At 49.5% G+C, this 22,209-nt stretch carries 26 protein-coding genes and 1 pseudogene; 12 read left to right on the top strand and 15 right to left on the bottom strand.

The window, feature by feature from the left end; translation table 11 throughout:
- Nucleotides 1-108 precede the first annotated feature (108 nt).
- Entirely contained in the window at nucleotides 109-357 is a 249-nt protein-coding gene (locus RYZ59_RS16660) for a GlsB/YeaQ/YmgE family stress response membrane protein (RefSeq protein ID WP_137382921.1), read from the top strand.
- A 49-nt stretch (nucleotides 358-406) separates the two neighbouring features.
- On the opposite strand, the gene yoaJ is transcribed toward RYZ59_RS16660, so the two are convergent.
- Genes yoaJ through RYZ59_RS16675 form a run of 3 tightly spaced genes read right to left on the bottom strand, consistent with a single transcriptional unit; the run spans nucleotide 407 to nucleotide 1,655 of the window.
- Nucleotides 407-481, bottom strand: a complete 75-nt coding sequence (yoaJ, locus tag RYZ59_RS16665; protein ID WP_099530266.1) for a protein YoaJ — start codon at nucleotides 479-481, stop codon at nucleotides 407-409.
- 2 nt (nucleotides 482-483) lie between these two features.
- Nucleotides 484-582 carry a YoaK family small membrane protein gene (locus RYZ59_RS16670; protein ID WP_086523648.1) on the bottom strand — a complete coding sequence of 33 codons (99 nt, stop codon included), beginning with the start codon at nucleotides 580-582 and terminating at the stop codon, nucleotides 484-486.
- Nucleotides 583-629: 47 nt separating this feature from the next.
- A complete protein-coding gene (locus RYZ59_RS16675) occupies nucleotides 630-1,655 on the bottom strand; it encodes a sensor domain-containing diguanylate cyclase (protein ID WP_318049455.1) in 1,026 nt (341 codons plus the stop codon).
- 186 nt (nucleotides 1,656-1,841) lie between these two features.
- Here RYZ59_RS16675 and RYZ59_RS16680 point away from each other — a divergent pair, with 186 nt between their 5' ends.
- A complete protein-coding gene (locus RYZ59_RS16680) occupies nucleotides 1,842-2,090 on the top strand; it encodes a DUF333 domain-containing protein (RefSeq protein ID WP_137382919.1) in 249 nt (82 codons plus the stop codon).
- Between the two features lie 7 nt (nucleotides 2,091-2,097).
- Here RYZ59_RS16680 and RYZ59_RS16685 read toward each other — a convergent pair whose 3' ends face one another.
- Nucleotides 2,098-2,445, bottom strand: coding sequence for a DUF488 domain-containing protein (locus RYZ59_RS16685; RefSeq protein ID WP_318049452.1), 348 nt, complete (start codon nucleotides 2,443-2,445; stop codon nucleotides 2,098-2,100).
- 185 nt (nucleotides 2,446-2,630) lie between these two features.
- Between RYZ59_RS16685 and RYZ59_RS16690 the strand changes: the two genes are divergently transcribed.
- Nucleotides 2,631-3,338, top strand: coding sequence for a CTP synthase (locus tag RYZ59_RS16690; protein ID WP_271441163.1), 708 nt, complete (start codon nucleotides 2,631-2,633; stop codon nucleotides 3,336-3,338).
- 36 nt (nucleotides 3,339-3,374) lie between these two features.
- Here the strand turns inward: RYZ59_RS16690 and RYZ59_RS16695 are convergent, their stop codons facing one another.
- On the bottom strand, nucleotides 3,375-4,562 hold the full coding sequence (locus tag RYZ59_RS16695) for a CynX/NimT family MFS transporter (RefSeq protein WP_318049449.1): 1,188 nt from the start codon (nucleotides 4,560-4,562) through the stop codon (nucleotides 3,375-3,377).
- Nucleotides 4,563-4,661: 99 nt separating this feature from the next.
- Between RYZ59_RS16695 and RYZ59_RS16700 the strand changes: the two are divergent.
- Nucleotides 4,662-5,454 (top strand): annotated as a pseudogene (locus tag RYZ59_RS16700) (AraC family transcriptional regulator); the annotation flags it as partial.
- Here RYZ59_RS16700 and RYZ59_RS16705 read toward each other — a convergent pair.
- The 3 genes from RYZ59_RS16705 to dgcJ form a co-directional block, all read right to left on the bottom strand.
- Nucleotides 5,437-5,883, bottom strand: coding sequence for a DUF441 domain-containing protein (locus RYZ59_RS16705; RefSeq protein WP_042308914.1), 447 nt, complete (start codon nucleotides 5,881-5,883; stop codon nucleotides 5,437-5,439). The pseudogene RYZ59_RS16700 and the gene RYZ59_RS16705 overlap by 18 nt on opposite strands.
- A 139-nt stretch (nucleotides 5,884-6,022) precedes the next feature.
- A complete protein-coding gene (locus tag RYZ59_RS16710; RefSeq protein ID WP_137383445.1) occupies nucleotides 6,023-6,526 on the bottom strand; it encodes a YbaK/prolyl-tRNA synthetase associated domain-containing protein in 504 nt (167 codons plus the stop codon).
- A 44-nt stretch (nucleotides 6,527-6,570) separates the two neighbouring features.
- Nucleotides 6,571-8,061 (bottom strand): diguanylate cyclase DgcJ, encoded by a 1,491-nt coding sequence (dgcJ, locus tag RYZ59_RS16715; RefSeq protein WP_318049440.1) that lies wholly within the window; start codon nucleotides 8,059-8,061, stop codon nucleotides 6,571-6,573.
- Nucleotides 8,062-8,240: 179 nt separating this feature from the next.
- On the opposite strand from dgcJ, the gene RYZ59_RS16720 reads away from it, so the two are divergent.
- Together RYZ59_RS16720 and RYZ59_RS16725 are read left to right on the top strand one after the other, a co-directional pair.
- Nucleotides 8,241-9,011 (top strand): class I SAM-dependent methyltransferase, encoded by a 771-nt coding sequence (locus tag RYZ59_RS16720; protein ID WP_202038854.1) that lies wholly within the window; start codon nucleotides 8,241-8,243, stop codon nucleotides 9,009-9,011.
- Between the two features lie 13 nt (nucleotides 9,012-9,024).
- Nucleotides 9,025-9,435, top strand: coding sequence for a hemerythrin domain-containing protein (locus RYZ59_RS16725; protein ID WP_202038853.1), 411 nt, complete (start codon nucleotides 9,025-9,027; stop codon nucleotides 9,433-9,435).
- 92 nt (nucleotides 9,436-9,527) lie between these two features.
- Here the strand turns inward: RYZ59_RS16725 and RYZ59_RS16730 are convergent, their stop codons facing one another.
- Together RYZ59_RS16730 and yeaG are read right to left on the bottom strand one after the other, a co-directional pair.
- Nucleotides 9,528-10,811: a YeaH/YhbH family protein gene (locus RYZ59_RS16730; RefSeq protein WP_137383441.1), complete on the bottom strand. Its 1,284-nt coding sequence runs from the start codon at nucleotides 10,809-10,811 to the stop codon at nucleotides 9,528-9,530.
- A 122-nt stretch (nucleotides 10,812-10,933) separates the two neighbouring features.
- Nucleotides 10,934-12,868 (bottom strand): protein kinase YeaG, encoded by a 1,935-nt coding sequence (gene yeaG / locus RYZ59_RS16735; protein ID WP_137383440.1) that lies wholly within the window; start codon nucleotides 12,866-12,868, stop codon nucleotides 10,934-10,936.
- Between the two features lie 433 nt (nucleotides 12,869-13,301).
- Between yeaG and RYZ59_RS16740 the strand changes: the two genes are divergently transcribed.
- The 4 genes from RYZ59_RS16740 (at nucleotide 13,302) to RYZ59_RS16755 (ending at nucleotide 16,264) form a co-directional block, all read left to right on the top strand.
- Nucleotides 13,302-14,048 carry a MipA/OmpV family protein gene (locus tag RYZ59_RS16740; RefSeq protein ID WP_048212595.1) on the top strand — a complete coding sequence of 249 codons (747 nt, stop codon included), beginning with the start codon at nucleotides 13,302-13,304 and terminating at the stop codon, nucleotides 14,046-14,048.
- A gap of 580 nt (nucleotides 14,049-14,628) precedes the next feature.
- Nucleotides 14,629-14,871, top strand: coding sequence for a hypothetical protein (locus RYZ59_RS16745; RefSeq protein ID WP_318049432.1), 243 nt, complete (start codon nucleotides 14,629-14,631; stop codon nucleotides 14,869-14,871).
- Nucleotides 14,872-14,881: 10 nt separating this feature from the next.
- On the top strand, nucleotides 14,882-15,157 hold the full coding sequence (locus RYZ59_RS16750) for a hypothetical protein (protein WP_318049429.1): 276 nt from the start codon (nucleotides 14,882-14,884) through the stop codon (nucleotides 15,155-15,157).
- Nucleotides 15,158-15,409: 252 nt separating this feature from the next.
- Nucleotides 15,410-16,264 carry an aldo/keto reductase gene (locus RYZ59_RS16755; protein WP_318049427.1) on the top strand — a complete coding sequence of 285 codons (855 nt, stop codon included), beginning with the start codon at nucleotides 15,410-15,412 and terminating at the stop codon, nucleotides 16,262-16,264.
- Between the two features lie 81 nt (nucleotides 16,265-16,345).
- Here RYZ59_RS16755 and RYZ59_RS16760 read toward each other — a convergent pair whose 3' ends face one another.
- Nucleotides 16,346-17,230, bottom strand: coding sequence for a D-hexose-6-phosphate mutarotase (locus RYZ59_RS16760; protein ID WP_318049425.1), 885 nt, complete (start codon nucleotides 17,228-17,230; stop codon nucleotides 16,346-16,348).
- A 268-nt stretch (nucleotides 17,231-17,498) separates the two neighbouring features.
- Complete coding sequence (gapA, locus tag RYZ59_RS16765; RefSeq protein WP_003030697.1) at nucleotides 17,499-18,494, bottom strand: glyceraldehyde-3-phosphate dehydrogenase; 996 nt, start codon at nucleotides 18,492-18,494, stop codon at nucleotides 17,499-17,501.
- Between the two features lie 341 nt (nucleotides 18,495-18,835).
- Between gapA and msrB the strand changes: the two genes are divergently transcribed.
- Both msrB and RYZ59_RS16775 read left to right on the top strand, forming a co-directional pair.
- Nucleotides 18,836-19,249, top strand: coding sequence for a peptide-methionine (R)-S-oxide reductase MsrB (msrB, locus tag RYZ59_RS16770; protein WP_040233651.1), 414 nt, complete (start codon nucleotides 18,836-18,838; stop codon nucleotides 19,247-19,249).
- Nucleotides 19,250-19,291: 42 nt separating this feature from the next.
- Entirely contained in the window at nucleotides 19,292-19,567 is a 276-nt protein-coding gene (locus tag RYZ59_RS16775) for a YeaC family protein (RefSeq protein WP_005121124.1), read from the top strand.
- Nucleotides 19,568-19,611: 44 nt separating this feature from the next.
- On the opposite strand, the gene yajD is transcribed toward RYZ59_RS16775, so the two are convergent.
- The 3 genes from yajD to pncA form a co-directional block, all read right to left on the bottom strand.
- Nucleotides 19,612-19,956 (bottom strand): HNH nuclease YajD, encoded by a 345-nt coding sequence (yajD, locus tag RYZ59_RS16780; protein ID WP_003832478.1) that lies wholly within the window; start codon nucleotides 19,954-19,956, stop codon nucleotides 19,612-19,614.
- A 94-nt stretch (nucleotides 19,957-20,050) separates the two neighbouring features.
- Nucleotides 20,051-21,304, bottom strand: a complete 1,254-nt coding sequence (locus RYZ59_RS16785) for a glycoside hydrolase family 18 protein (RefSeq protein ID WP_202038848.1) — start codon at nucleotides 21,302-21,304, stop codon at nucleotides 20,051-20,053.
- Between the two features lie 259 nt (nucleotides 21,305-21,563).
- Nucleotides 21,564-22,202 (bottom strand): bifunctional nicotinamidase/pyrazinamidase, encoded by a 639-nt coding sequence (gene pncA, locus RYZ59_RS16790; protein ID WP_318049617.1) that lies wholly within the window; start codon nucleotides 22,200-22,202, stop codon nucleotides 21,564-21,566.
- Between the last annotated feature and the right edge of the window lie 7 nt (nucleotides 22,203-22,209).

Raw genomic sequence — 22,209 nt, forward strand, 5'->3', positions numbered from 1 at the left:
GATGAAAAATCAAAGTGACACTGATCACAAATTTTAATTTTTCGGCGCTATGCTATGCTTTTATACAACGAGTAAATCGTTCACGTAAAAACATAAGCGAGGAAAATAATGGGTATTATTTCATGGGTGATTTTTGGTCTTATCGCGGGGATTTTGGCAAAATGGATCATGCCGGGGAAAGATGGCGGCGGTTTCTTTATGACCATTATCTTAGGGGTAGTTGGTGCCGTCGTGGGCGGGTGGATCAGTACATTCTTTGGGTTTGGTAAAGTTGATGGTTTCAACTTCGGCAGCTTTGTCGTGGCAATTATCGGCGCGATTGTGGTGTTGTTTATCTACAGAAAAATCAAAAGCTAAGTAACGAATCAGCCAATAAAGGCCACATTTATGTGGCCTTTATTTTGGGTTACCACCAGCCCAGCTCCGTTCCCAGCACGACAATAATGGCCACGCCAATCATAATAAGCGTTGTTTTTTTCATCGTTATGCTCCTGGTGAGGCGTAGCCGCCAATAAAGAACCAGGACAGGAAAACGACAGCGGAAATGAAAATAATAACGGGGAAAATAATACCGAGTCGCATACGCTTATCTGCCAGAATAATTTTAAGACGATTAAGCATAACAGGGCTTAATGTACGACAAAAGCGGTTTTATCCTGACGTTTCTTATCCTGATACATCGCACTGTCTGCAAGATGAAGCGCACAGTTGACGTCTGTCTCCAGCGGGTCTATTTCCACAACGCCCAGACTGGCTCCCGGATAATACAAACAGATTCCACCCAGGTCATAGTCACCGCAAATTAGCTGCTGTAAGTGGTTTTTCACGCTTTGCAAACGAATACACGGCGACATTTCGTTTTCCACTGACAGGTTGGCGACTAAAAATTCATCACCGCCCAGGCGGCCAAGAATATCATTCTCACTGCATCCACGGCGTAAACGCTGGCCAATTTGGATCAAAAACTGGTCACCGACTTCGTGCCCAAAACGATCGTTGATCAGTTTGAAGTCATCTAAATCAATATAGGCGACAATAATTTTGTGTCTGAGGTGGCGAGCCAGCGAGAAGAGGGTTTCGATATTTTCAAATATTGCCCGACGGTTAGGTAGCCCGGTCAGAACGTCAGTGTAGGAGTGGGCTATCAGCGCAGCATTCGCTTCACGTAATTGAGCAACCAGCGATTCTTTCTGAATAGACTGCGCAATCAGGCCCGCGAACAAATGCAATACCTGCTCACCTCGTTCGCTTAGCGGCTGTTGCTGACGACTGGTGGCGCAGAGGGTGCCATAGAACGTGCCATCGGGCAGGTGGACTGGAGTACTCAGAAAGGTTGTGATCTCCAGTGCGCGTGCGGCGCTACATTCTGGCCAACGCGCGGGAACGTTATCGCTATACAGACAGTTTGCGTCTATTGCGCGCTTGCAGAGAGTCTCATCCCACGGCACCGACAGCCCTTCGGGGATCTGCATTTGCTTACTATTACGCGCATACAGAATATGCTGCAGACGCGCATCTAAATCGACCTTAGTAAGGTAGGTCGACTCCATCTCAGTCACGACCTCCAGCATCTCCAGAAGTTGCCGAACCAGACTCTCAACAGACTGCTCCGTGGCTAATGATTGTGAGACTCGGGCGAGGATCATGTCTGACATGAGAGGCAAATACTCCAGAATGCTGATAAGTCCTGTATTGCCGGCATAATAGAACATCGGAGGGAAAGATGAAACACGCTATCCGGGTCAAAATGTAGACATGAGATTGAAACACGTCAGTAAAACATGGAGATAGATGGGGAGTCGGGGTACTCTTCCAGAGTAACGTTTTTAACAGGAGTGAATATGAAACTGGCCTCTATCGTTGTGCCCGGCATTTTGGCGCTGGCGGGGTGTTCCACATCACCTGAAGCACCCGTACCACCGAAAATTGGCATGGCGAACCCGGCATCCGTATATTGTGAGCAAAAGGGCGGCGTGCTGATTGCGGTGCAGACACCGCAAGGCGTAAGGTCGGATTGCAAGCTACCCGGTGGTGAAGTTATTGATGAATGGGCGCTTTGGCGCAGAGATCATCCGGCAACGGGCAAATAGCCAGCTGTCACAATTGGCGTAGCCACTCAGCCAGAACCTGCGCATGGTTTTGCTGCGTATCCTTCGCCGCATACAGCAGCGTTAACGGCTGTTGGCGGGCAATGTCCGCGAGTCGCTTGCCTTCCTGCTGTTGCTGGGCAAGTTCTGCGCGGTATTGCTCGGAAAAATGGGCAAAATCGATGACATCAGCGTGGAATGCCTTACGTAAATCAGACGAGGGCGTCAGCGCTTTATCCCACTCATTGAAAACAAGATCGTTTTTTTTCACTCCGCGTGGCCACAGTCTGTCGACCAGAACACGATAGCCATCACTTTTTTCTGCCGGGTCATACACGCGTTTACACTGAATATTCATCTCTTAATCCGCTCCGTTAAGCCACTGAACTCGTCTTCATTACGGTTAAATAAGATCGTAAAACGTGACCATTATAGCATTTTGGTCACATAGACTCTCAATTTAAGGGATTGTGATAACAACAAAAAATCGGTAGGCTGAGGCTCCTTATGTTGTCCCTCATTGTCTGGACATAAGGAAAGTTAATGGAAATTTCCCCTGTTAAAGATACGCTTCGCATTGCGCTGGTGGGTGATTACAGCCCCGATATTGTGGCGCACCAGGCTATTCCCCTTGCCATCGATGATGCTGCCGCCGTTCTGGAATTAGTGGCTGATTATGACTGGCTCACCACATCTGATATTAGTAGTGGCGAAGATTTAGTCGGCTATGACGCCATCTGGGTGGTGCCCGGCAGTCCTTACCAGCACCCGGAAGGCGCGCTGACGGCAATACGTTATGCACGCGAAAACAGTATCCCATTTTTGGGCACTTGCGGCGGCTTTCAGCATGCCATTCTTGAGTATGCCCGCAATGTGCTGGGCTGGCGTGATGCCGCGCATGCGGAAACAGAGACCACGGGTCGTATGGTGATTGCACCGCTGACCTGCTCGTTGGTCGAAAAGACGGATGATATTGAACTGCGTGCGAATACGCTGATCGCCAGAGCCTACGGACGGGATGTCATTACAGAGGGGTATCACTGTAACTATGGCGTGTCGGAAGGTTTTGCCGCTGAGCTTGAAAGCGGCGATCTGCGAGTGACGGGCTGGGATGACGCGGGTGACGTTCGCGCTATTGAACTGGTGACTCATCCGTTTTATGTCGGGACGCTTTTTCAGCACGAACGAGGGGCGCTGGCAGGAAAGCCTGTACCGCTCGTCCAGGCACTGCTGCGCGCGGCCAGAGGATAACAACTGGGCAGGTTGGTTTTCCGCCTGCCCGGTGTATTACGCGCTGGCGATCTCTTTCTCGCGTCCTGCACAGACGCCAAACACGGCCATGATGAGAGCGAGCAGCGCGACGCCAACCAGCGGGAGCTGCCAGCTATTGTTAAGATCGTGAATTTTCCCCATCATCGGCGGCCCACACGCGGCCAGTAAATACCCGACAGATTGCGCCATGCCTGATAGCGCGGCGGCCTGGTGCGCAGAGCTTGCACGTAGCCCGATGAAAGTGAGGCCGAGGATCATCGTGGCACCGGAGCCAAAGCCAAACAGCACGGTCCACAGGGCCGCCTGCTCGGGCATGACAGCAAACCCGGCAGCGCCAATAGCACACATTAACGAGACCAGTGCGGCGATAGTGCGCTGATCTTTAAACCGATACAGGACGAGGGGGATCAGTAGCCCGGGGGCTGCGGTCGCCAGTTGCAGCAAACCGTGCAGCGACCCCGCCTGTGCCTCGCTGTAGCCGTGACTGATCATAATGGCGGGTAGCCAGCCGATAATGACGTAATAAATAAGCGAGTTGATGCCCAAAAACAGCGTGACCTGCCAGGCGAGACTGGAGCGCCAGATTGCGCGGGAGTGCAACGCTCGCGAATTGCTGAGGCTGGCATTGGCCGTCTGGCGCCACTGAGGTAACCAGATCAATAACGCCAGCAGCGGAAAGACCATTAACATCATCAGCGCGCCGCGCCAGCCAAAGCCATGTAACGCCAGCGGCACGACCATTGCCGACCCCAGCGCTGCCGCAGCACCCATCGTTAACGAATACGCCCCGGTGAGCTTTGCCACATGCTGTGAAAAATCACGCTTAATGAGGCCCGGCAAAAGGACATTTCCCAGTGCGATGCCACAGCCAATGACTGCTGTTCCGCCAAACAGGGCTCCGGATGAAGGAAGGGAACGTATAGCAATACCCATACAGATCAGCAACATGGCGGCTAACAGGCTGCGCTCAATGCCCCAACGGCGAGCGACGGTTGCCGCCAGAGGCGACACCAGCGCAAAAGCAAGCAGTGGTAGCGTGGTCAGGAGGCCCGTCTGGGCGGTGGTCAGACCGTAGTCAGTGCGAATCGCGTCCAGTAAAGGGGCTGCGCCGGTAAACGTAACGCGTAGCGTGGTTGCGATCATCAGGATACCCGCAATTAACAGCGCACCGTTTTTACCGCGGGAAGAAGGGGAGTTAGTCATTTTTTTCTCATATCGTCAGGCGAGGCGTTACCTTAGCGTTTTTACTCTGTGGATGAATCAAGCTAAAATGACAGTTTATCGCTAAAATCGGACATTCTTATGTTTGGACTGAGGCTGGACGGGTATCAACCCGATCTTTATCACGATGCCGCCGTGGCTTTTTGTATTCAGGCTCAGGAAGACGAACTTTTCAGCCCACTGCATCAACACCGCAAAGGCCAGTTAATCCTGGCGATGCATGGCGCAATTACCTGCGAAGTGGAGAACGCCATGTGGATGGTGCCGCCGCAATATGCGGTGTGGATACCTGGTGAGATTCCGCACAGCAACCATGTTACCGTTGGCGCGCAATTGTGCTTTTTATTCATTGAACCTCATGCAGTGGTGATGCCGGATCGCTGTTGTACGCTGAAAATAGCGCCATTATGCCGGGAGCTTATTCTTGCGCTGGCGAGCAAAACGGATGCCCAGCTCTGTGAACCTGCCACTCAGCGGTTAACGCAGGTGTTGTTTGACGAACTTCCGCAGCAGCCGCAGGAGCAAATGCAGTTACCGGTATCCGATCATCCGAAAATTCGCAAGATGGTGGCGACAATGGCGCGGGAGCCTGCACAATGGCAAACGCTGGGGCAGTGGGCCGACGTGTTTGCCATGAGTGAGCGTAACCTTGCCCGTCTGGTCGTCAAAGAAACGGGGCTCAGTTTTCGCCGCTGGCGCCATCAGCTGCAACTGATCCTGGCGCTGCAGGCACTGATCGACGGGCACAATGTACAGCAGGTTGCTCAAATGCTCGGCTATGATTCTACGACCGCGTTTATCACCATGTTCAAGAAAGGCCTAGGTCAAACGCCAGGCCGCTATCTGGCAGGGTTGACTACTGCTTCCCAACAATCAGCGACACCAGACCGGCCGCAATAAGCGGACCCACCGGCACGCCGCGAAAAAGGGCAACGCCCAATACAGTGCCCACCAGTAAACCGGCGACGAGTTGAGGTTGGCTACCCATCAGCGTGACGCCGCGTCCGCCAAGCCAGGAGACCACAACGCCGACGGCGATAGCGACCAGCGACTTCCAGTTTACAAAGGAGTGAATAAGCGTGGAGGGGGGCAGCGTGCCGCTGGCGATGGGCGCCATGACGCCGATCGTCAGAATAATAATCCCAACGGTAAGCCCCTGCTTTTCAATCCATGGGAAGAATGTATTCAGCGGAGTAACACGGACGATTATCAGCACCAGAATTGAAACGGCGACAGTGGTGTTGTGGCTGACAAAGCCCAGAGCTGCCAGTCCAAGCAGGATCAGCAGTGTGACATCAAACATCGTAGTTTCCTTGCCAAAAGAAAAAATAAGCCTGCTTACTGTACGCGTAAATGCGTGACGGAACAGGCTTTTTTATTGATTATTATTATTTTTGGGCGAACGCATAATATCGCGTTTTGATACTGATGTTACGGGCTTGCTATTGTGCGCGATGGAATGGAATTAATTCAGGTTGCGCAATGCGCAAATAATCCTGGGTGTCCATTATCACGGATTTTTCCAGCAGTCCGGCATTGAACGCAATTTCATTAAAGCGCTCAAACAACAGCGGATCGGCAACCAGCTTGAGTTTCGGATGGAAACTAAACGGCGGGATAGCGCCAAACACGCAGCCGGTCAGTTCATCCACTTCCGCCGGGCTGGCAAGTGATGCGCGTAAACCGCCGATATGTCCGGCAAGCTGGTTCAGGTCAGCCTGTTGGTCAGCCGGGAGAATTGCCAACACATGCTGATTAACGCCGTTGCCTTTAACTTTACAGACAAGGGCTTTTGCCCCCTGACCGAGCGCTGTACCGCGAATTTCCGAGACAGCTTCACACTTGCCAACGGCTTCATGGCTGACCACACGATACGTTGCGCCTTGTTCTGACAACAGTGAAATTAAACGCTGGTGCGTCACGTCGCCTTTATTTACTTCTGTCATTTCTTACTCCTGGTACTACGATGAACATCCTGACGAATACACTATCACTCACGGTGGTGTTTTTTCTGTTTGTTCCTATAGAGCTGCACATCTGATGCCTTATAGGCGTCATCAATGGTGTCGTTTGGCTGCATGTTATAAATCCCCGCGGAAAAACTGACAGAGGTATCCGGAGCTATAGTGTGTAATTTTTCGCGAATACGATCCAGTAGTTGGGCGGTGAATTCAGGGGCATAATCGACAAGGATAATACAAAACTCATCTCCGCCGAGACGGATGGCATAGTCGCTTTTGCGAATAGAGGCCTGAATAGCGTTGGCCAGAATGGTGATAATGCGGTCGCCTTCCTGGTGCCCGAGCGTGTCATTAATTGTCTTTAACTTGTCGCAATCAATAGCAATAAAAGTTACGCAGGTTCCGGCGTTGACCAACTGCTGCAAACGCTGCTCAAGCGTGGGCGTTAATATTTTGCGGTTATAAAGCCCGGTCATCGCGTCACTGATATTTTCGCGTGTGACGTTGTGATACAAACGAAAATGCATCCTGACCATGTTCAGTAACAGTGCCGTTGCCAGTAAATAGAAGGCAAATAACTTCCAGGAAGACACAATAAAGTACATAAAATCAAGCGATAATGTGATGCGCATTCCGCCAGGAAGGTCATTAATATAATGAACATACTGAAACAAATCGCTCTCACTTTGGTGAATGATAATCTCTTTACCTGAGTTGATATCAGATAAGGTCACATTGAGATAATGCCAGACGAGGGGGCGGTCGTTGGTATAAAATATGTTCTTTAAATTGTCTTTGTTAACATCCACCATGACGACGCCTTTTAGCTTGCCGGTATAGTAGACCGGGGTCAAAAAGCACATCACTTTCTCCTGGGTGAGATCGTCCTGATAAATACTGGAAATGACGGTTCGACCAGTAAAAACATCATCAATATCGTTCTGGTTTATTCCCAGCGTACCTTTCTGCAAAAAGGACCAGTGATTCATGGTAAATTGATATGAATTTACCAGGTTATAGAAATAGATGTAGTCGTTTTTCAGGTCAATGTAATAGCGAAACTTGTATTCCATGGTGCCTAATCCCTGACCGTAATCTACCCGTTCACGATTTGCGTTTACGGCCTGATCGAAGGCGGGGAGCAGGAAGATATCGTCAAGTTGTTCAATACAACTCGGAGAGTGGGTCTGTAACGTACCGCGTAACGGAAGATAATCATGGGTAGTGAGATTGAATCCATGGATGCCGTTAACGGTTTCGAAAGCGGTGCACAGCGCTTTTCGTTGTTCGATTGTGATGGGCTTTTTCGGCGATGAAAACTGGCGCATCATATGGGCAGCAATACTCTGATTGGTATATTTATCATAGAGAAAGGATGAATCTGCTTTCTCTATGATGTAGCGCATATACGCGCTCATTGCCCGATCGCTGGCAACAAGTTCATAAACCAAAAAAGAAGATGTCAAAACAATAACGCTTACGGAGATAAAGTGCCGGAGCGCTTTATGATGCAATTTCATAATGATTTACAACCCTGTAAGTCAGATGCATCAGTCTATCACACGGCATACATTCACTCTAACAGTACGGAAAATCCCGCAGAATTGCGCATTATTTGTAATAAAAATCATTCGTGCTCTTCACCTTTAACCTCTATTGTTGTATTTATAATGCAACTTATAAAAAAGGAGACCGGCGAATGAGCGCGACTGAAAAAGCGGGCCATACATTTTTAGCCAGCCTGGGAAAAACCCGCCTGCGTCCAGGCGGAGTTGAAGCGACAGAATGGTTGTTCCGGCAGTCCCAACTGACGCCTGGCAGCCAGGTCCTTGAAGTTGCCTGTAATATGGCGACGACGGCCATCGAACTGGTACAGCGCTTTGGATGTACGGTCTATGCCATTGATATGGATAAAAATGCGCTGAACAAGGCCAGAAGTAATGTGGCGCACAACGGACTGGAAAATCACATTCATGTCATGGCGGCAAACGCCAATACGCTGCCTTTTGCGGATAACAGCTTCGACGTTGTGATTAATGAAGCCATGCTGACGATGTATGCAGACAAAGCTAAAGCGAAACTGATTGCGGAATATCATCGGGTGCTGAAACCCGGTGGACGTTTGTTGACCCACGACATTATGTTCACAGCGCAAAAACTGGAAGAAGGCGAACAATATCAGTTGGTTCAGGTGGTGAAATCAAACGTCAGTCCGCTGACCAAACAAGGATGGAGTGACCTGTTGATGAGTGCGGGGTTTGAACAGGTCATGCAACAGAATGGCAAAATGTCGTTGATGTCACCGCGCGGATTAATTCGCGATGAAGGAGTAAAGGGCGCGATTAAAATTGCGTTTAACGGTATGCGAACGTATGAAAATCGTCGCCGATTCTTGAAAATGTTTCGTTTTTTCCACTCGCAACGTCACCAACTAAACTACATTGCCTGCTGTTCCATCAAAGGAAAATAAAAAGGATAAACGGATGAATATTGATAAAATGAAAAGTCAGCATGTTGATATTCTGGAGAAAATATCATTCTTGCGTAAACTAAGCCTCGCTGGCGTTTCAGCCAATGCTCAGGAAATCGCTACTGCCATTGTGAGCATGAGTGCGATCATTAAAACGCATTTATCTGCTGAAGATCAGTTTCTTTATCCGCATATTGAACAAGATGGTAATAACGCACTTCGGCAAGTCAGCACAAAATTCAAACGCGAAATGGCGGATATTGTTAACGAATATGAGGTTTTCTCCCGCCGCTGGAATATTGCCAGTAAGTTGATGGGGAATGATGACGCGTTCAGACGCGATGCCAACATCGTTTTGCGTAAAGTATATGAGCGTATGCAACGGGAAAATAAAGACTTCTACCCGCTGGTGGAAAGAATGTAGCGTCATTCTATGTATGAACGGAACGCACTGAACCCGGCAAGAAAAAATCAGCCAGAGATGAAAAACTGGCTGATTTTTTACGTTACTAAGCGCTAACTATTGCTGGTAGCACTTTGCTTATGGAACAGCTCGCGGAATACCGGATAAATATCATCCTGGTCGCGGATATGCTGCATCGCAAAGTTATCAAAGGTAGATTGCAGATGCTCATACTCGCGCCACAGGGTCTGGTGTGCGCGCCGGGTGATTTCAATATAGCTATAATATCGCACCACCGGCAGCAGCTTTTTCGCCAGGATTTCATGACACAATGGTGAATCATCTGCCCAGTTATCGCCATCCGATGCCTGAGCGGCATAGATATTCCACTGGGCAGGGTTGTAGCGATCTTTTACCACTTCATCCATTAACTTCAGGGCGCTGGAAACTATGGTTCCCCCCGTTTCCTGAGAGTAGAAGAACTCGTGTTCATCGACCTCTTTTGCCTGAGTATGATGGCGAATATAGACCACCTCCACGTTCTTGTAAGTGCGGCTTAAGAACAGATACAGCAGGATATAAAAACGTTTTGCCATATCTTTAGTCGACTGATCCATTGAGCCAGAGACATCCATCAGGCAGAACATCACCGCCTGGCTGGAAGGATCGGGTCGTTTCTCATAATTCTTGTAGCGCAAATCAAAAGTATCAATAAACGGTACGCGTTCGATTTTTGCCCGTAATTCAGCAATTTCTTTGCGTAATCGTTCTTCTTCCAGCAACTGCGCAGGTTCACTTTTGGCGATGGTTTCCAGATCGGCCTCAAGCGCATGCAGTTCACGACGTTTACCCGCCGTCATTGCTGTGCGACGCGCCAGTGAGTTCTGCAAGGAGCGCACCACGCTGATATTGGCGGGCACGCCGTTGGAGGTAAATCCTGCACGGTGCGTTTTAAACTCCGTTAACTGACGCTGCTGATTCTGCTTCAGGTTTGGGAGCGCTAAATCTTCGAACAGCAGATCAAGATATTCATCTTTAGATATCTGAAAGACGAACTCATCCTGCCCCTCTCCATCCTGACTGGCCTGGCCTTGTCCGCTTCCTGAGCCGCCGCCGCCCCCCTGCGGACGTTCGATACGGTCATTCTGTACAAAATGATCGTTACCCGGATGCACGCGATGACGCAGGCCACCGCGCCCCTGATGAAACATCGGTTCGCTAATATCATCGGTCGGAATAGAGACAGATTCGCCGCTATCTACATCGGTCACCGAACGCTTGTTAATGGCCTCGGAGATCGACTGTTTAATTTGCGATTTATAACGGCGCAAGAAGCGTTGGCGGTTTACCGTGCTCTTGTTCTTGCCGTTAAGACGCCGGTCAATAAACCAGGTCATATGCCCCCCGTACTGCCAACTGTTCGCCATGTCTGTAAGTGCCGGATGGCGCTGGCGCTATCCGGCCTACGGAATATTGTTTTGCAGGCCCGGTAAGCGCAGGCGCCACCGGGGCACTTATGTTAAGACGATTTACGTACGCGCAAATACCATTCGCACAGTAAACGCACCTGTTTACGCGTGTAGCCTTTTTCCATCATACGGTCGACAAAATCGTCGTGTTTTTTCTGCTCGTCAGTCGAGGTTTTCGCGTTAAACGAAATGACCGGCAGCAGCTCCTCGGTATTCGAGAACATTTTCTTCTCAATAACCGTGCGCAGTTTTTCGTAACTGGTCCAGTTTGGATTACGACCGCTGTTGTTTGCTCTGGCACGCAGAACAAAGTTGACGATCTCGTTACGGAAATCTTTCGGGTTGCTGATACCCGCCGGTTTTTCAATTTTCTCCAGTTCGGCGTTCAGTGACTCGCGATCGAACAGCTGGCCGGTATCCGGGTCGCGATACTCCTGATCCTGAATCCAAAAATCCGCATAGGTTACATAACGGTCAAAAATGTTCTGTCCGTATTCGGAATAGGATTCGAGATAAGCCGTCTGGATCTCTTTGCCAATAAACTCGGCGTATTTCGGGATCAAATAGCCTTTCAGGAACTCGAGATAACGTTCTGCCTGCTCCTGCGGGAATTGCTCGCGCTCTATTTGCTGCTCAAGCACATAGAACAGATGCACGGGGTTTGCCGCGACTTCGGCATGGTCAAAGTTAAATACGCGGGAGAGGATCTTAAACGCGAAACGCGTGGACAGACCGTTCATCCCCTCATCAACTCCGGCGTAATCCCGGTACTCCTGATACGATTTTGCTTTAGGATCGGTATCCTTCAGGCTTTCACCGTCATAAACGCGCATCTTCGAATATATGCTCGAGTTTTCAGGTTCTTTCAGACGCGAAAGAATCGTGAAGCGAGAGAGCGTTTCCAGCGTGCCCGGTGCGCAAGGCGCATGAGTCAACTCACTGTGGTTAAGCAGTTTTTCGTAGATCTTGATCTCTTCAGAGATACGTAAGCAATACGGGACCTTCACGATGTATACACGGTCGAGGAAGGCTTCGTTATTTTTGTTGTTACGGAACGTCACCCATTCAGATTCATTCGAGTGGGCGAGAATAATCCCGTTAAACGGCAGGGCAGAGATACCTTCTGTCCCGTTGTAGTTTCCTTCCTGGGTTGCAGTCAGCAGAGGATGCAGCACTTTAATCGGTGCTTTAAACATCTCTACGAATTCCATAATCCCCTGGTTGGAGCGGCACAACGCACCTGAGTAGCCGTAGGCATCAGGATCGTTCTGTGCATGGTGTTCGAGTTTACGAATATCCACTTTCCCGACCAGAGCGGAAATGTCCTGGTTGTTTTCATCACCAGGCTCGGTTTTAGCGATGGCGATTTGCTCCAGAATAGACGGCCAGACTTTGACGACACGGAATTTAGTGATGTCCCCGCCGAAATCATGCAAACGCTTCGCAGCCCACGGCGACATGATCGTACCGAGATAGCGACGCGGGACCCCATACTCTTTCTCCAGGATCTGTGCATCTTCCTGCGGATTAAACAGGCATAACGGATGATCGTTAACCGGGCTACGTTCACCATTGGCGCTGAGGACATAAATGGGCACCCTTTGCATCAGCGACTTCAGTCGCTCTGCAAGCGATGATTTCCCCCCTCCCACCGGCCCCAGCAGATACAGGATCTGCTTCTTCTCTTCCAGCCCCTGAGCCGCATGCTTCAGATAAGAGACAATCTGTTCAATCGCGTCTTCCATGCCGTAAAACTCTTCAAAAGCGGGATAACGTGCAATCACCCGATTCGAAAAGAGTCGAGAAAGTCGAGGTTCGTGGGCAGTGTCAACCATGACAGGCTCACCAATAGCCATTAATAGCCGCTCTGCCGCGTTGGCATAAGCACTGCGATCTTGCCGACAAGTGGTAAGAAACTCCTGCAGCGTGAACTCTTCGTCCTTGGCAGCTTCATAACGCTGGCGATAGTGATCGAATATATTCATGGTATGCCGTCCTTTCGTTTTTTAGCACATGTTAAGAGCCGTTCATATGAATAGTAGAGGCCCCTGAAGAGGTAAACTGAACGACGTCGCTGCTGAAGAAATAAGCAACTCTCATGCCATTTCGATGGTCAGGAGATCAACGTATTCGGTGATACACCTTCTAAATTTAAGCGTAGATGGCATTTGCAAAACTTGCCTGCGCGCGCAAATGAATTTCAATGGCATATCAATAACTCATCAGCAAAAAAAGCACATGTTATGTAAAGAAATGGGGCTGAATTCATGTGCTGTTCACCGTACTGCAAGCAAAATGTCATCACTCGTTGAGAAATTAGGGGGTTACATTGGGCAGGTAATACGTAAAATAGTTGGGCTGAAGCGTATTGGCGGTTACACTTTCGTCGCTAAACATTTGAATAAGGAATTATGGATTGTGACCAAACTCAAACTTCTGGCACTTGGCGTGCTTATTGCCACGTCCGCGAGCGTCGCGCAAGCAGAAAGCAACCTGACGCTGGGCGCAGGCGTTGGTGTGGTTGAACACCCTTACAAAAACTACGATAGTGACGTTTACCCGGTCCCTGTTGTGACCTATGAAAGCGACAACTTCTGGTTCCGTGGTCTGGGCGGCGGATACTACCTGTGGAATGACAATACAGATAAATTATCTGTGATGGCGTACTGGTCGCCACTGTACTTCAAGCCGGGCGACAGCGACGATAGCCGTCTGCGCAATCTCGATAAGCGTAAGAGCACCATGATGGCCGGGCTTTCTTACGTGCATAACACGCAATATGGTTTCCTGCGTACCAGCCTCGCGGGAGACGCACTGGATAACAGTAATGGTATCGTATGGGATCTGGCATGGCTGTACCGTTATACCAACGGGGGCCTGACGCTGACACCGGGGATTGGTGTTGAGTGGAACAGTGAAAATCAGAACCAGTACTACTATGGTGTATCGCGCCACGAATCGTCTCGCAGTGGTTTACGCAGCTACGATCCTGAAAGCAGCTGGAATCCGTACCTTGAACTCAGCGCCAACTATAATTTCTTAGGTGACTGGAGCGTGTACGGTACTGCGCGTTACACCCGTTTGTCTGATGAAGTGACAGACAGCCCGATGGTAGACAAATCCTGGACGGGTCTGATCTCAACGGGTATCACCTATAAGTTCTGATGCATTTCCAATGCTGAACATGAGCCCGCGTTATGCGGGCTTTTTTATGCCTGACGGGAATGAATGTTGATCTAAAGCATGAGAATTCACGATTTCTGCTGATTCTGCCTTATGCGCTGCTGCAACGAATAATTAACGTGTTTTACCTGGTGTAGTTACCAAAAAGGAACGTATTATTTAATTAGTCTGATATCGATTTTCTTCCAGAGTAAGAAATACAGGTGTCCCAGAATCCATCATCGTTAGCGACTAACAAAATCTACTGCGGCAATATACTGAAAATGCACTGTTTTGTTATGACGCCTGGACCTCAATTAACCATGCATGGCGTGTTGCAAATATCTGATAACTATTTTTATCGTCTAATTCAACCATGAAAGTCATCTTTCATGTGAAAAGTAAAAAACAAAGCGTTTAATTTTTATTTTACATCCTTTAGGTGATTATCTGAAAAAATTAAAATTGACATTAAATATTCTATTGCAGATATTACTCAAACTTAAAAAGTAGCGAGAGTAATTCTTCCTTGCAGAAATATAATCTGCGATGAAGGTTTTTGAGAATAAACCTGGTATAGATAATGAAAAAGTTAATCATGATAGCTGTGATGGGCGGGGTTCTGGCGGGTTGTTCTACCGAGGCCTCTCGCATGAATGACTGTGAGAACAAGGGCGTCAGTCGGGACGCATGCTACGTTGCTGAGCAGAATCGTCAGTCTACAATTAATGCTGCAGCGGAAAAACAGGCTATGGAAAATGCACAGAGCCTGTACAGCACAAATGATGGTAACTCCAGTCATCATCATAATCACAATAAATATTAAGGTTTTCCTCATGAGAAAATTAATTATTATCTCTGCGCTGGTGGCATCAACTGTTGCACCTGCTCATGCTATTAGCGAGGCTTACCGCCGCCAGTTACAACATGATCATAAAACCATGGTTAGCGAAGCGAATGCTCCGGTTAACGCCAGTACGGTAAAACCCATACATGTAAAGAAACTGGGAGTTGATTTTAAACGTGGCGCCGATGGCATTGCCTACATTAATGGTAGCCGGCAGCAAATGATGAAAATAATGCAGATGCGCAAACCTACAGTGCAGGCTTGATTTCGGTTATTGTATATAAGAATGGAAAAATAAACGCCATGCAAGAAGGTAAATATTTAGGCCGTTTAAAATAATCTCTGCACAACTAACACGTTATCTGTCTAAGCCCGGGAATAAATACTGTTCCCGGGTTTTTTATTGCATCTGATTAACGACGAACCCTCCAAACGAGGATGGTGCAATTTGTGCACCATCACAGGACACATCCCCCGTGTTTTGCTTTACTGTGGTGCATGTACTCAGGGGGGAACTATGACAGTAAAACAGGTGATGTTTACCGAGCAGGTTTCGCTTCCTGCGATAGGGCAGGGAACATGGAACATGGGGGAGGATCCCTGCCGTCGTCGTGATGAAGTCTCGGCGTTGCAGGCTGGCCTGGATCTGGGGCTGCGTCTGATTGATACGGCTGAAATGTATGCTGATGGTGCAGCAGAAGAAATTGTTGGCGAAGCTTTAGCGGGACGGCGCGATGGTGCATTTTTGGTTTCAAAAGTTTATCCATGGAATGCCGGTGGCCAGAAAGCGATTGCTGCCTGTGAAGGCAGTCTGCGTCGGCTGAAAACCGACTATCTGGATCTCTATTTGCTGCACTGGACGGGGGACTTTACTTATGAAGAAACCGTCAGCGCCATGGAAAAACTCATCGCTCAGGGGAAAATTCGTCGATGGGGTGTTTCAAATCTTGATTATGACGAGATGCAGGCGCTATGGCAGGTTGCCGGTGGACGGCAATGCGCCACTAACCAGGTGCTATATCATTTAGCGTCGCGCGGCATTGAATATGACTTGCTGCCATGGTGTCTGCAACAGCAGATGCCGGTTATGGCCTATAGCCCGTTGGCACAGGCAGGACGGTTGCGCCGTGGTCTGCTCACTCATTCGGTGATTAGCGACATTGCACGTGCACATGATGCCAGTACCGCCCAGATCTTGCTGGCATGGGTTATTCGGCAACCGGGCGTGATCGCGATTCCAAAAGCGGCGAGTGTGGCGCACGTCGAACAGAACGCGGCCGCGTTAGAGATAACGCTCTCTACTGATGAGTTAAGATTATTAGATCAGGCCTGGCCTGCTCCAGCAGGCAAAACCGCGTTGGATATGGCCTGATAGCGATATTTACTTCTCTTATCCGGCCTATGCAATGCGTCAGCAGGCCGGATAAGTCGCCATCAGGCAACAGGCAAAATCTTATCGTTTCGCAACACGAATAGTCTGCGCCAGACGAGAAGGTTTCTCTTCCGTGGTTTTCTGCGGTGCGGTTGCGTAGGCTGTTTCTACGCAAACAAACGTTTTGTAGCCATCGTCCGGCATGTCACCCATGCTGGCAGACAGCGCCGGACCCGGGTTCCAACCCACAACGTTCAGATGGTGGTGGTGCACGACATCGATATTACGCTTGAGTGAACCATCATGGATGACGCTGCATGCTTCCGGGTTCAGATAAATGCGGTCAGTACGATCCGGGAAGGTCTGGATTCCATCGGCCAGCACATCTTCTTTCGCATCGTTCACTTTATCGATCAGGCGGTCGCCAAGACCACTGACTTTCACTGCGGCAATATCGCCCACGTTGAAGTAGGTATGCAGTGCGGAGGTGGTTTCAAACTCGCCGTGGGCTTCCAGCTCGATTTCGCAGGTTGCGCCGACTTTAAAGCGGGCAAGCAGGGTAAAGTCGTGCGGCCATAGCTGACGCGTTTCAGCATTGCTTTGCAGCTCAAACGTCAGAACCACGCCGTTGTCATCTTCGTTGTGCGCCTTCAGCGTCCAGGGCAGGTTACGTGCAAAGCCGTGAGAAGGCAGACCTTGCTGAGCCGCCGGGCCAAACCACGGCCAACAAATCGGTACGCCACCCCGCAGCGCCACACCAGTTTTAAACGGCGTGTTATTGCTTAACCAGAGAACGTCATCTTCGCCGTTTGGTTTCCAGGACAGAAGGTGCGCACCCTGCAGTGCAAAAGAGGCTTTAACCTGAGGGTGATCGACAACAATAACCTCCAGCTCATCAAGCTGGCGGCGGGAGAGGACAGGGGTAATTTGTTCGATTACCGGAAGTGCAAAAATTTTATTAATCATTACGCAATCCTTTTTAACCCTAAATATTTCGAGTTGCAGGACGGCGGCACGTGAACGACAAATTCGTCAGGAACGAATTTGAACAACCAAAGGTTGCCTTCGGTCAGGGACATGGATGTCCCTGATTCACCCCGATGAGCTTACTGTAGTAAGTGATTCGGGTGAGAGAGCGTAGCCAACACACCTGCAATTTGATGTATGACGGGTATCTTCGGGCAAAAAAAAGAGCGACCGTAGTCGCTCTTACAGATTACTGTCTCATCTCAACTTATTTGGAGATGTGAGCAATCAGATCCAGAACTTTGTTGGAGTAGCCAGTTTCGTTGTCGTACCAGGAAACCAGTTTCACGAAGTTGTCGTTCAGTGCGATACCTGCTTTAGCATCGAACACGGAAGTGCAAACTTCACCGTTGAAATCGGTAGATACAACGTCGTCTTCGGTGTAACCCAGAACGCCTTTCATCGGGCCTTCGGAAGCAGCTTTGATTGCTTTCTTAATTTCTTCGTAAGAAGCAGCTTTTTCCAGACGAACGGTCAGGTCAACAACGGATACGTTCGGGGTCGGAACGCGGAACGCCATACCAGTCAGTTTGCCATTCAGTTCTGGCAGTACTTTACCTACCGCTTTAGCAGCACCGGTAGAGGACGGGATGATGTTCTGGGATGCGCCGCGGCCGCCGCGCCAGTCTTTGTGAGACGGGCCATCAACGGTTTTCTGAGTAGCGGTGGTCGCGTGAACAGTCGTCATCAGACCTTCGATGATGCCGAAGTTGTCGTTGATAACTTTAGCCAGCGGAGCCAGGCAGTTAGTGGTGCAGGAAGCGTTAGAAACGATGTCCTGGCCTTCGTATTTGTCAAAGTTAGCGCCTTTAACAAACATCGGGGTGTTGTCTTTGGAAGGACCAGTCAGAACAACTTTTTTCGCGCCAGCAGTGATGTGCTTACGAGCGGTTTCATCTGTCAGGAACAGGCCAGTAGCTTCAGCTACAACGTCAACACCAACTTCGTCCCATTTCAGGTTAGCCGGATCACGTTCAGCGGTAACACGGATTTTTTTACCGTTTACGATCAGATGACCGTCTTTCACTTCAACGGTACCGTTGAAACGGCCGTGAGTGGAGTCATATTTCAGCATGTAAGCCATGTAGTCAGCGTCTAACAGGTCGTTGATTGCAACGATCTCGATGTCAGAACGTTCTTGAGCAGCACGGAAAACAATGCGACCGATACGGCCAAAACCGTTGATACCTACTTTGATAGTCATATATTCCACCAGCTATTTGTTAGTGAATAAAAGGTTGCCTGTAAAATTACAAAAACCTTACGCAGCGTCAAGCGGAATCGTGTCAATCATTGCGACAAATCAAACTGCTGCTTAAGCTTTGCGCAACTGACTCGCCTCACTCTTCCTTTGGGCTTGAAACCACATGGGGGCGGCGGCCCGAATTTTAAAGGGCAATCAAGATAAAAACGTGATGTCTATCACGATTTCTGGGCTGCCATTTCGCACGGATCAAGTTTAGAACAAAAGTTCGCACTACGGTGTTAATGTTTTGTTAGAATCTGTCTCGCAATGTGAGTTTAGATAAAGCGAGATGTGAGCAAATGGCTAAGCAACCTTCCCCAGAAGAACTGAAAAAAAATTTGTCCGAAATGCAGTTTTACGTGACACAAAATCATGGGACAGAACCGCCATTTACCGGGCGTTTGCTGCACAATAAGCGTGATGGCATCTACCATTGTCTGATCTGCGATAATCCCTTGTTTCGTTCAGAGACAAAATACGATTCTGGCTGCGGCTGGCCTAGCTTTTACGAGCCTGTGAGCGAAGAGGCAATCCGTTACATAAAAGACACGTCTCATGGCATGCAGCGCATTGAAATCCGCTGTGGAAACTGTGATGCGCATCTGGGGCATGTCTTTCCAGATGGGCCTCAGCCCACAGGTGAGCGTTACTGCGTTAATTCAGCGTCATTGAACTTCACAGACGGCGAAAACGGTGAGCAAACGAAAGGCTGAAGAAACGATTCAGCTAATTATTCTACGGAGAGTGGATTTAACATGAATCTTGATGAGATGATCAACAGCATGACGCCGGAAGTTTATCAGCGCTTATCGACTGCCGTTGAACTGGGAAAATGGCCGGATGGCGTCGCGCTGACTGCAGAACAAAAAGAGAACAGTTTGCAACTGGTGATGTTATGGCAGGCACGTAACAACACGAATGCGCAACACATGACTATCGATACCAACGGTGAGATGGTGATGAAGAGTAAGCAGCAACTAAAAGTGGAATTTGGCATTACGCCTGAGCCGATTGCGACGTTTAAATCCTGATGGTAGATGCCCGGTGAGCGTTTATGCCGGGCATATGCAGTAGACTACTTTTTGTTCATCATCGCTTTAAGGTCGGCAAACGGATTATATTTCGCTTCACCGACGGCCTTCTGCGCGTCTTCTCCGGCAACCACTGTTGAACCATACTGGTCCGCTTCCGTATATTTGGAGTGCTCATGATCGTGGCAGTACAGGCACAACATTTCCCAGTTGCTACCATCTTCCGGGTTGTTAGAGTGGTCGTGATCGATATGGTGTACGGTCAATTCGCGCAGATTTGAGTACACGAACTCGCGGGAACAACGTCCACAGACCCAGGGAAAGAGCTTAAGTGCCTTTTCCCGATAACCGACTTCCAGACGGGCGTAATTTTTAGGGATGAAAGCCATACCAGCTCATGCCTCCAGTAGAAGATGAAATGCTGCGCCAGAGAATGGCGCAGCGGATTGCGATAATCATAACCTATTGTGGCAAGCGTTGGGATCAGTGTTTGATACCCAACGAATCGGCCAACTGCTTCGCTAACTGGTTTTTATCATCCGCACCATACTCCCAGAACATAGCGCCTCCCAGTCCCTTGCTTTTGATGTAGTCCGCTTTGATGGCAACAGAGCGCGGATTCTCGTAAGAGAGGGCGAAAAGTGCTTTTCCGTCGGCAGACTGCACCGACAACCACGGCACTTTTGCTTCATCGTCCCAGTGTTGGGTAAAGCGCTTTTGTGGATCGTTGATGAGCTTCGCCACAATGTCGTTGTACTTCACATAGGTATCTTTGCTCAGATCAACGCCCAGTGATTTGAACAACGCTATTTGCTGTGGCTCAAAATAGGGCTGAGTGGCTGGATTTTTCTGTGCGTCAGGTTTGCTCCAGTCAATGCCTGGCTCAACGGCGCGTTTAGGCACGCGACCATAAAACCCAATACCCAGGTTCATCTGAGCGGGCTTTAGCCCTGCTGCGAGGTAGTTGTTGACGACAAAATCGGCACTGTACTTATCCGCTTCGGCGACCGTTGGCCACGTTGTCGAATCGTACAGGTTTGAGTTGAAGTACTGAGTACCGTAAGCCATATCGTAGGTCATCAGATTGATGTAGTCGAGCAATGGCGCAATGGCTTTGACGTCTACCCAGCTTTTCGGGCTTTCTGCGTTTGCACCGACCGCGATGGTCACCAGTTTTTTATGCCCCACTGCGGCACGTAACTCCTTCAGCAGCGTAGTAAAGTTCGCACGATCGGCCGGTTTACTTTCAACTAACCCCCACGCACCGTTTACCGGATACTCCCAGTCGAGGTCGATACCATCCAGGCCATATTTCGCAATGACGTCCTGCACCGACTGAATAAATACCGCCCGGGATTCTTTTGTGGCCGCAGCGCCTGAGAATCCACGCGCCCCCCAACCACCAACGGAGAGCAGAACCTTAAGATTTGGGTTCTGTTTACGCAATTCCGGGATCTTTTGCAGATCAGACTGCACTTTTTCTGAAAGCCAAATTTGATGCAGCTTACTGGCATCTTTTAGCGCGTCATTGGTTTCGTCCTTCTCGTTGTTATAGATCAGGCCAAATGAGTAGTTCAGGTGGGTTATCTGGCGAACATCCAGTTTGTCGATATCGCCGCCAGGACCGGCAGTGACGTCGCCGCCGCCGTTGAAGTAGCCGACAGACATCAGTGAGTTAGCGGAAACAACGCTGGCACAGAGCAGGGGTAATGCTGCCAACAAAGGCAAAAGTTTCATCGGAGTTCCTCTTTGACAATTAAAAAAGCAAACACGCCACGGAAATGGCGTGGCGAAAAAAACAGCTCTCGCAGACTAGCAGTTTCAAAAGAGGAAAAATGCGAAGGGGTTCACGCCGTGCTGGCGAAGCGGTGTACCAATTCTTGTAGGTGGCATCGAGTAGAGTTGTTGATTGCCGGATGGCGGCGCAAGCGCCTTATCCGGCCTACAGAATTTAGGTCTGATAAGACCGTGTTTTACGTCGCCATCAGGCAAAACGTTAGCGCTGCGTTTCTTCCCAGTCGGCCAGCGTGTACAGCGTTGCTCCGGCCGCAGCCATTTCCATAAAGGCGTGCGCGCTGTCTTCTGGCTGAATATTAACCCCACGGCAACCATCAGTAATAACGCTGACGGTATAGCCAAGATCGAGCGCATCCAGTACGGTGAATTTAACGCAATAGTCGGTTGCCAGACCCATGATGATCAGTTCAACCATGCGGTTTTCCAGCAGCCATGCATTAAGCGCAGTTGCCTGACGACGGCCGTTATCAAAAAAGGCGCTGTAACTGTCGACCAGTGGATTTTCACCCTTGGTGAAGGTTTGAGAAATCGCACGCTGGTTCAACAGCGGATGCAGGGCAGCACCTTCGCTATTTTGCACACAGTGATCGGGCCAGAACGTCTGCGGCAGTCCATCGAGTTGTCCCTGGCTGTAGGGCTCGACCTGATGCTGGCTGGCAAAACTACCGTGATTAGCCGGGTGCCAGTCCAGACTGGCAACGACCGTGTCGCCGCGTATGGCACACCATTCAATCAGGCGGTTGGCGATATCGATTGTGCTGTCACCTTGTGGGACCGCAAGGGCGCCACCGGCGCAAAAGTCATTCTGTAAATCGACCAACAATAAGGCTCGGGCCATCGTCATA

Source organism: Citrobacter sp. HN-141 (genome assembly GCF_033341895.1).
Classification (GTDB): Bacteria; Pseudomonadota; Gammaproteobacteria; order Enterobacterales; family Enterobacteriaceae; genus Citrobacter.

Excerpts from the sequence above, each read along its gene's own strand:
- RYZ59_RS16660 (WP_137382921.1), top strand. The coding sequence starts at position 109 with ATGGGTATTATTTCATGGGTGATTTTTGGTCTTATCGCGGGGATTTTG.
- RYZ59_RS16670 (WP_086523648.1), bottom strand. The coding sequence starts at position 582 with ATGCGACTCGGTATTATTTTCCCCGTTATTATTTTCATTTCCGCTGTC.
- RYZ59_RS16675 (WP_318049455.1), bottom strand. The coding sequence starts at position 1,655 with ATGTCAGACATGATCCTCGCCCGAGTCTCACAATCATTAGCCACGGAG.
- RYZ59_RS16680 (WP_137382919.1), top strand. The coding sequence starts at position 1,842 with ATGAAACTGGCCTCTATCGTTGTGCCCGGCATTTTGGCGCTGGCGGGG.
- RYZ59_RS16685 (WP_318049452.1), bottom strand. The coding sequence starts at position 2,445 with ATGAATATTCAGTGTAAACGCGTGTATGACCCGGCAGAAAAAAGTGAT.
- RYZ59_RS16690 (WP_271441163.1), top strand. The coding sequence starts at position 2,631 with ATGGAAATTTCCCCTGTTAAAGATACGCTTCGCATTGCGCTGGTGGGT.
- RYZ59_RS16695 (WP_318049449.1), bottom strand. The coding sequence starts at position 4,562 with ATGACTAACTCCCCTTCTTCCCGCGGTAAAAACGGTGCGCTGTTAATT.
- RYZ59_RS16705 (WP_042308914.1), bottom strand. The coding sequence starts at position 5,883 with ATGTTTGATGTCACACTGCTGATCCTGCTTGGACTGGCAGCTCTGGGC.
- RYZ59_RS16710 (WP_137383445.1), bottom strand. The coding sequence starts at position 6,526 with ATGACAGAAGTAAATAAAGGCGACGTGACGCACCAGCGTTTAATTTCA.
- dgcJ (WP_318049440.1), bottom strand. The coding sequence starts at position 8,061 with ATGAAATTGCATCATAAAGCGCTCCGGCACTTTATCTCCGTAAGCGTT.
- RYZ59_RS16720 (WP_202038854.1), top strand. The coding sequence starts at position 8,241 with ATGAGCGCGACTGAAAAAGCGGGCCATACATTTTTAGCCAGCCTGGGA.
- RYZ59_RS16725 (WP_202038853.1), top strand. The coding sequence starts at position 9,025 with ATGAATATTGATAAAATGAAAAGTCAGCATGTTGATATTCTGGAGAAA.
- RYZ59_RS16730 (WP_137383441.1), bottom strand. The coding sequence starts at position 10,811 with ATGACCTGGTTTATTGACCGGCGTCTTAACGGCAAGAACAAGAGCACG.
- yeaG (WP_137383440.1), bottom strand. The coding sequence starts at position 12,868 with ATGAATATATTCGATCACTATCGCCAGCGTTATGAAGCTGCCAAGGAC.
- RYZ59_RS16745 (WP_318049432.1), top strand. The coding sequence starts at position 14,629 with ATGAAAAAGTTAATCATGATAGCTGTGATGGGCGGGGTTCTGGCGGGT.
- RYZ59_RS16750 (WP_318049429.1), top strand. The coding sequence starts at position 14,882 with ATGAGAAAATTAATTATTATCTCTGCGCTGGTGGCATCAACTGTTGCA.
- RYZ59_RS16755 (WP_318049427.1), top strand. The coding sequence starts at position 15,410 with ATGACAGTAAAACAGGTGATGTTTACCGAGCAGGTTTCGCTTCCTGCG.
- RYZ59_RS16760 (WP_318049425.1), bottom strand. The coding sequence starts at position 17,230 with ATGATTAATAAAATTTTTGCACTTCCGGTAATCGAACAAATTACCCCT.
- gapA (WP_003030697.1), bottom strand. The coding sequence starts at position 18,494 with ATGACTATCAAAGTAGGTATCAACGGTTTTGGCCGTATCGGTCGCATT.
- msrB (WP_040233651.1), top strand. The coding sequence starts at position 18,836 with ATGGCTAAGCAACCTTCCCCAGAAGAACTGAAAAAAAATTTGTCCGAA.
- RYZ59_RS16775 (WP_005121124.1), top strand. The coding sequence starts at position 19,292 with ATGAATCTTGATGAGATGATCAACAGCATGACGCCGGAAGTTTATCAG.
- yajD (WP_003832478.1), bottom strand. The coding sequence starts at position 19,956 with ATGGCTTTCATCCCTAAAAATTACGCCCGTCTGGAAGTCGGTTATCGG.
- RYZ59_RS16785 (WP_202038848.1), bottom strand. The coding sequence starts at position 21,304 with ATGAAACTTTTGCCTTTGTTGGCAGCATTACCCCTGCTCTGTGCCAGC.
- pncA (WP_318049617.1), bottom strand. The coding sequence starts at position 22,202 with ATGGCCCGAGCCTTATTGTTGGTCGATTTACAGAATGACTTTTGCGCC.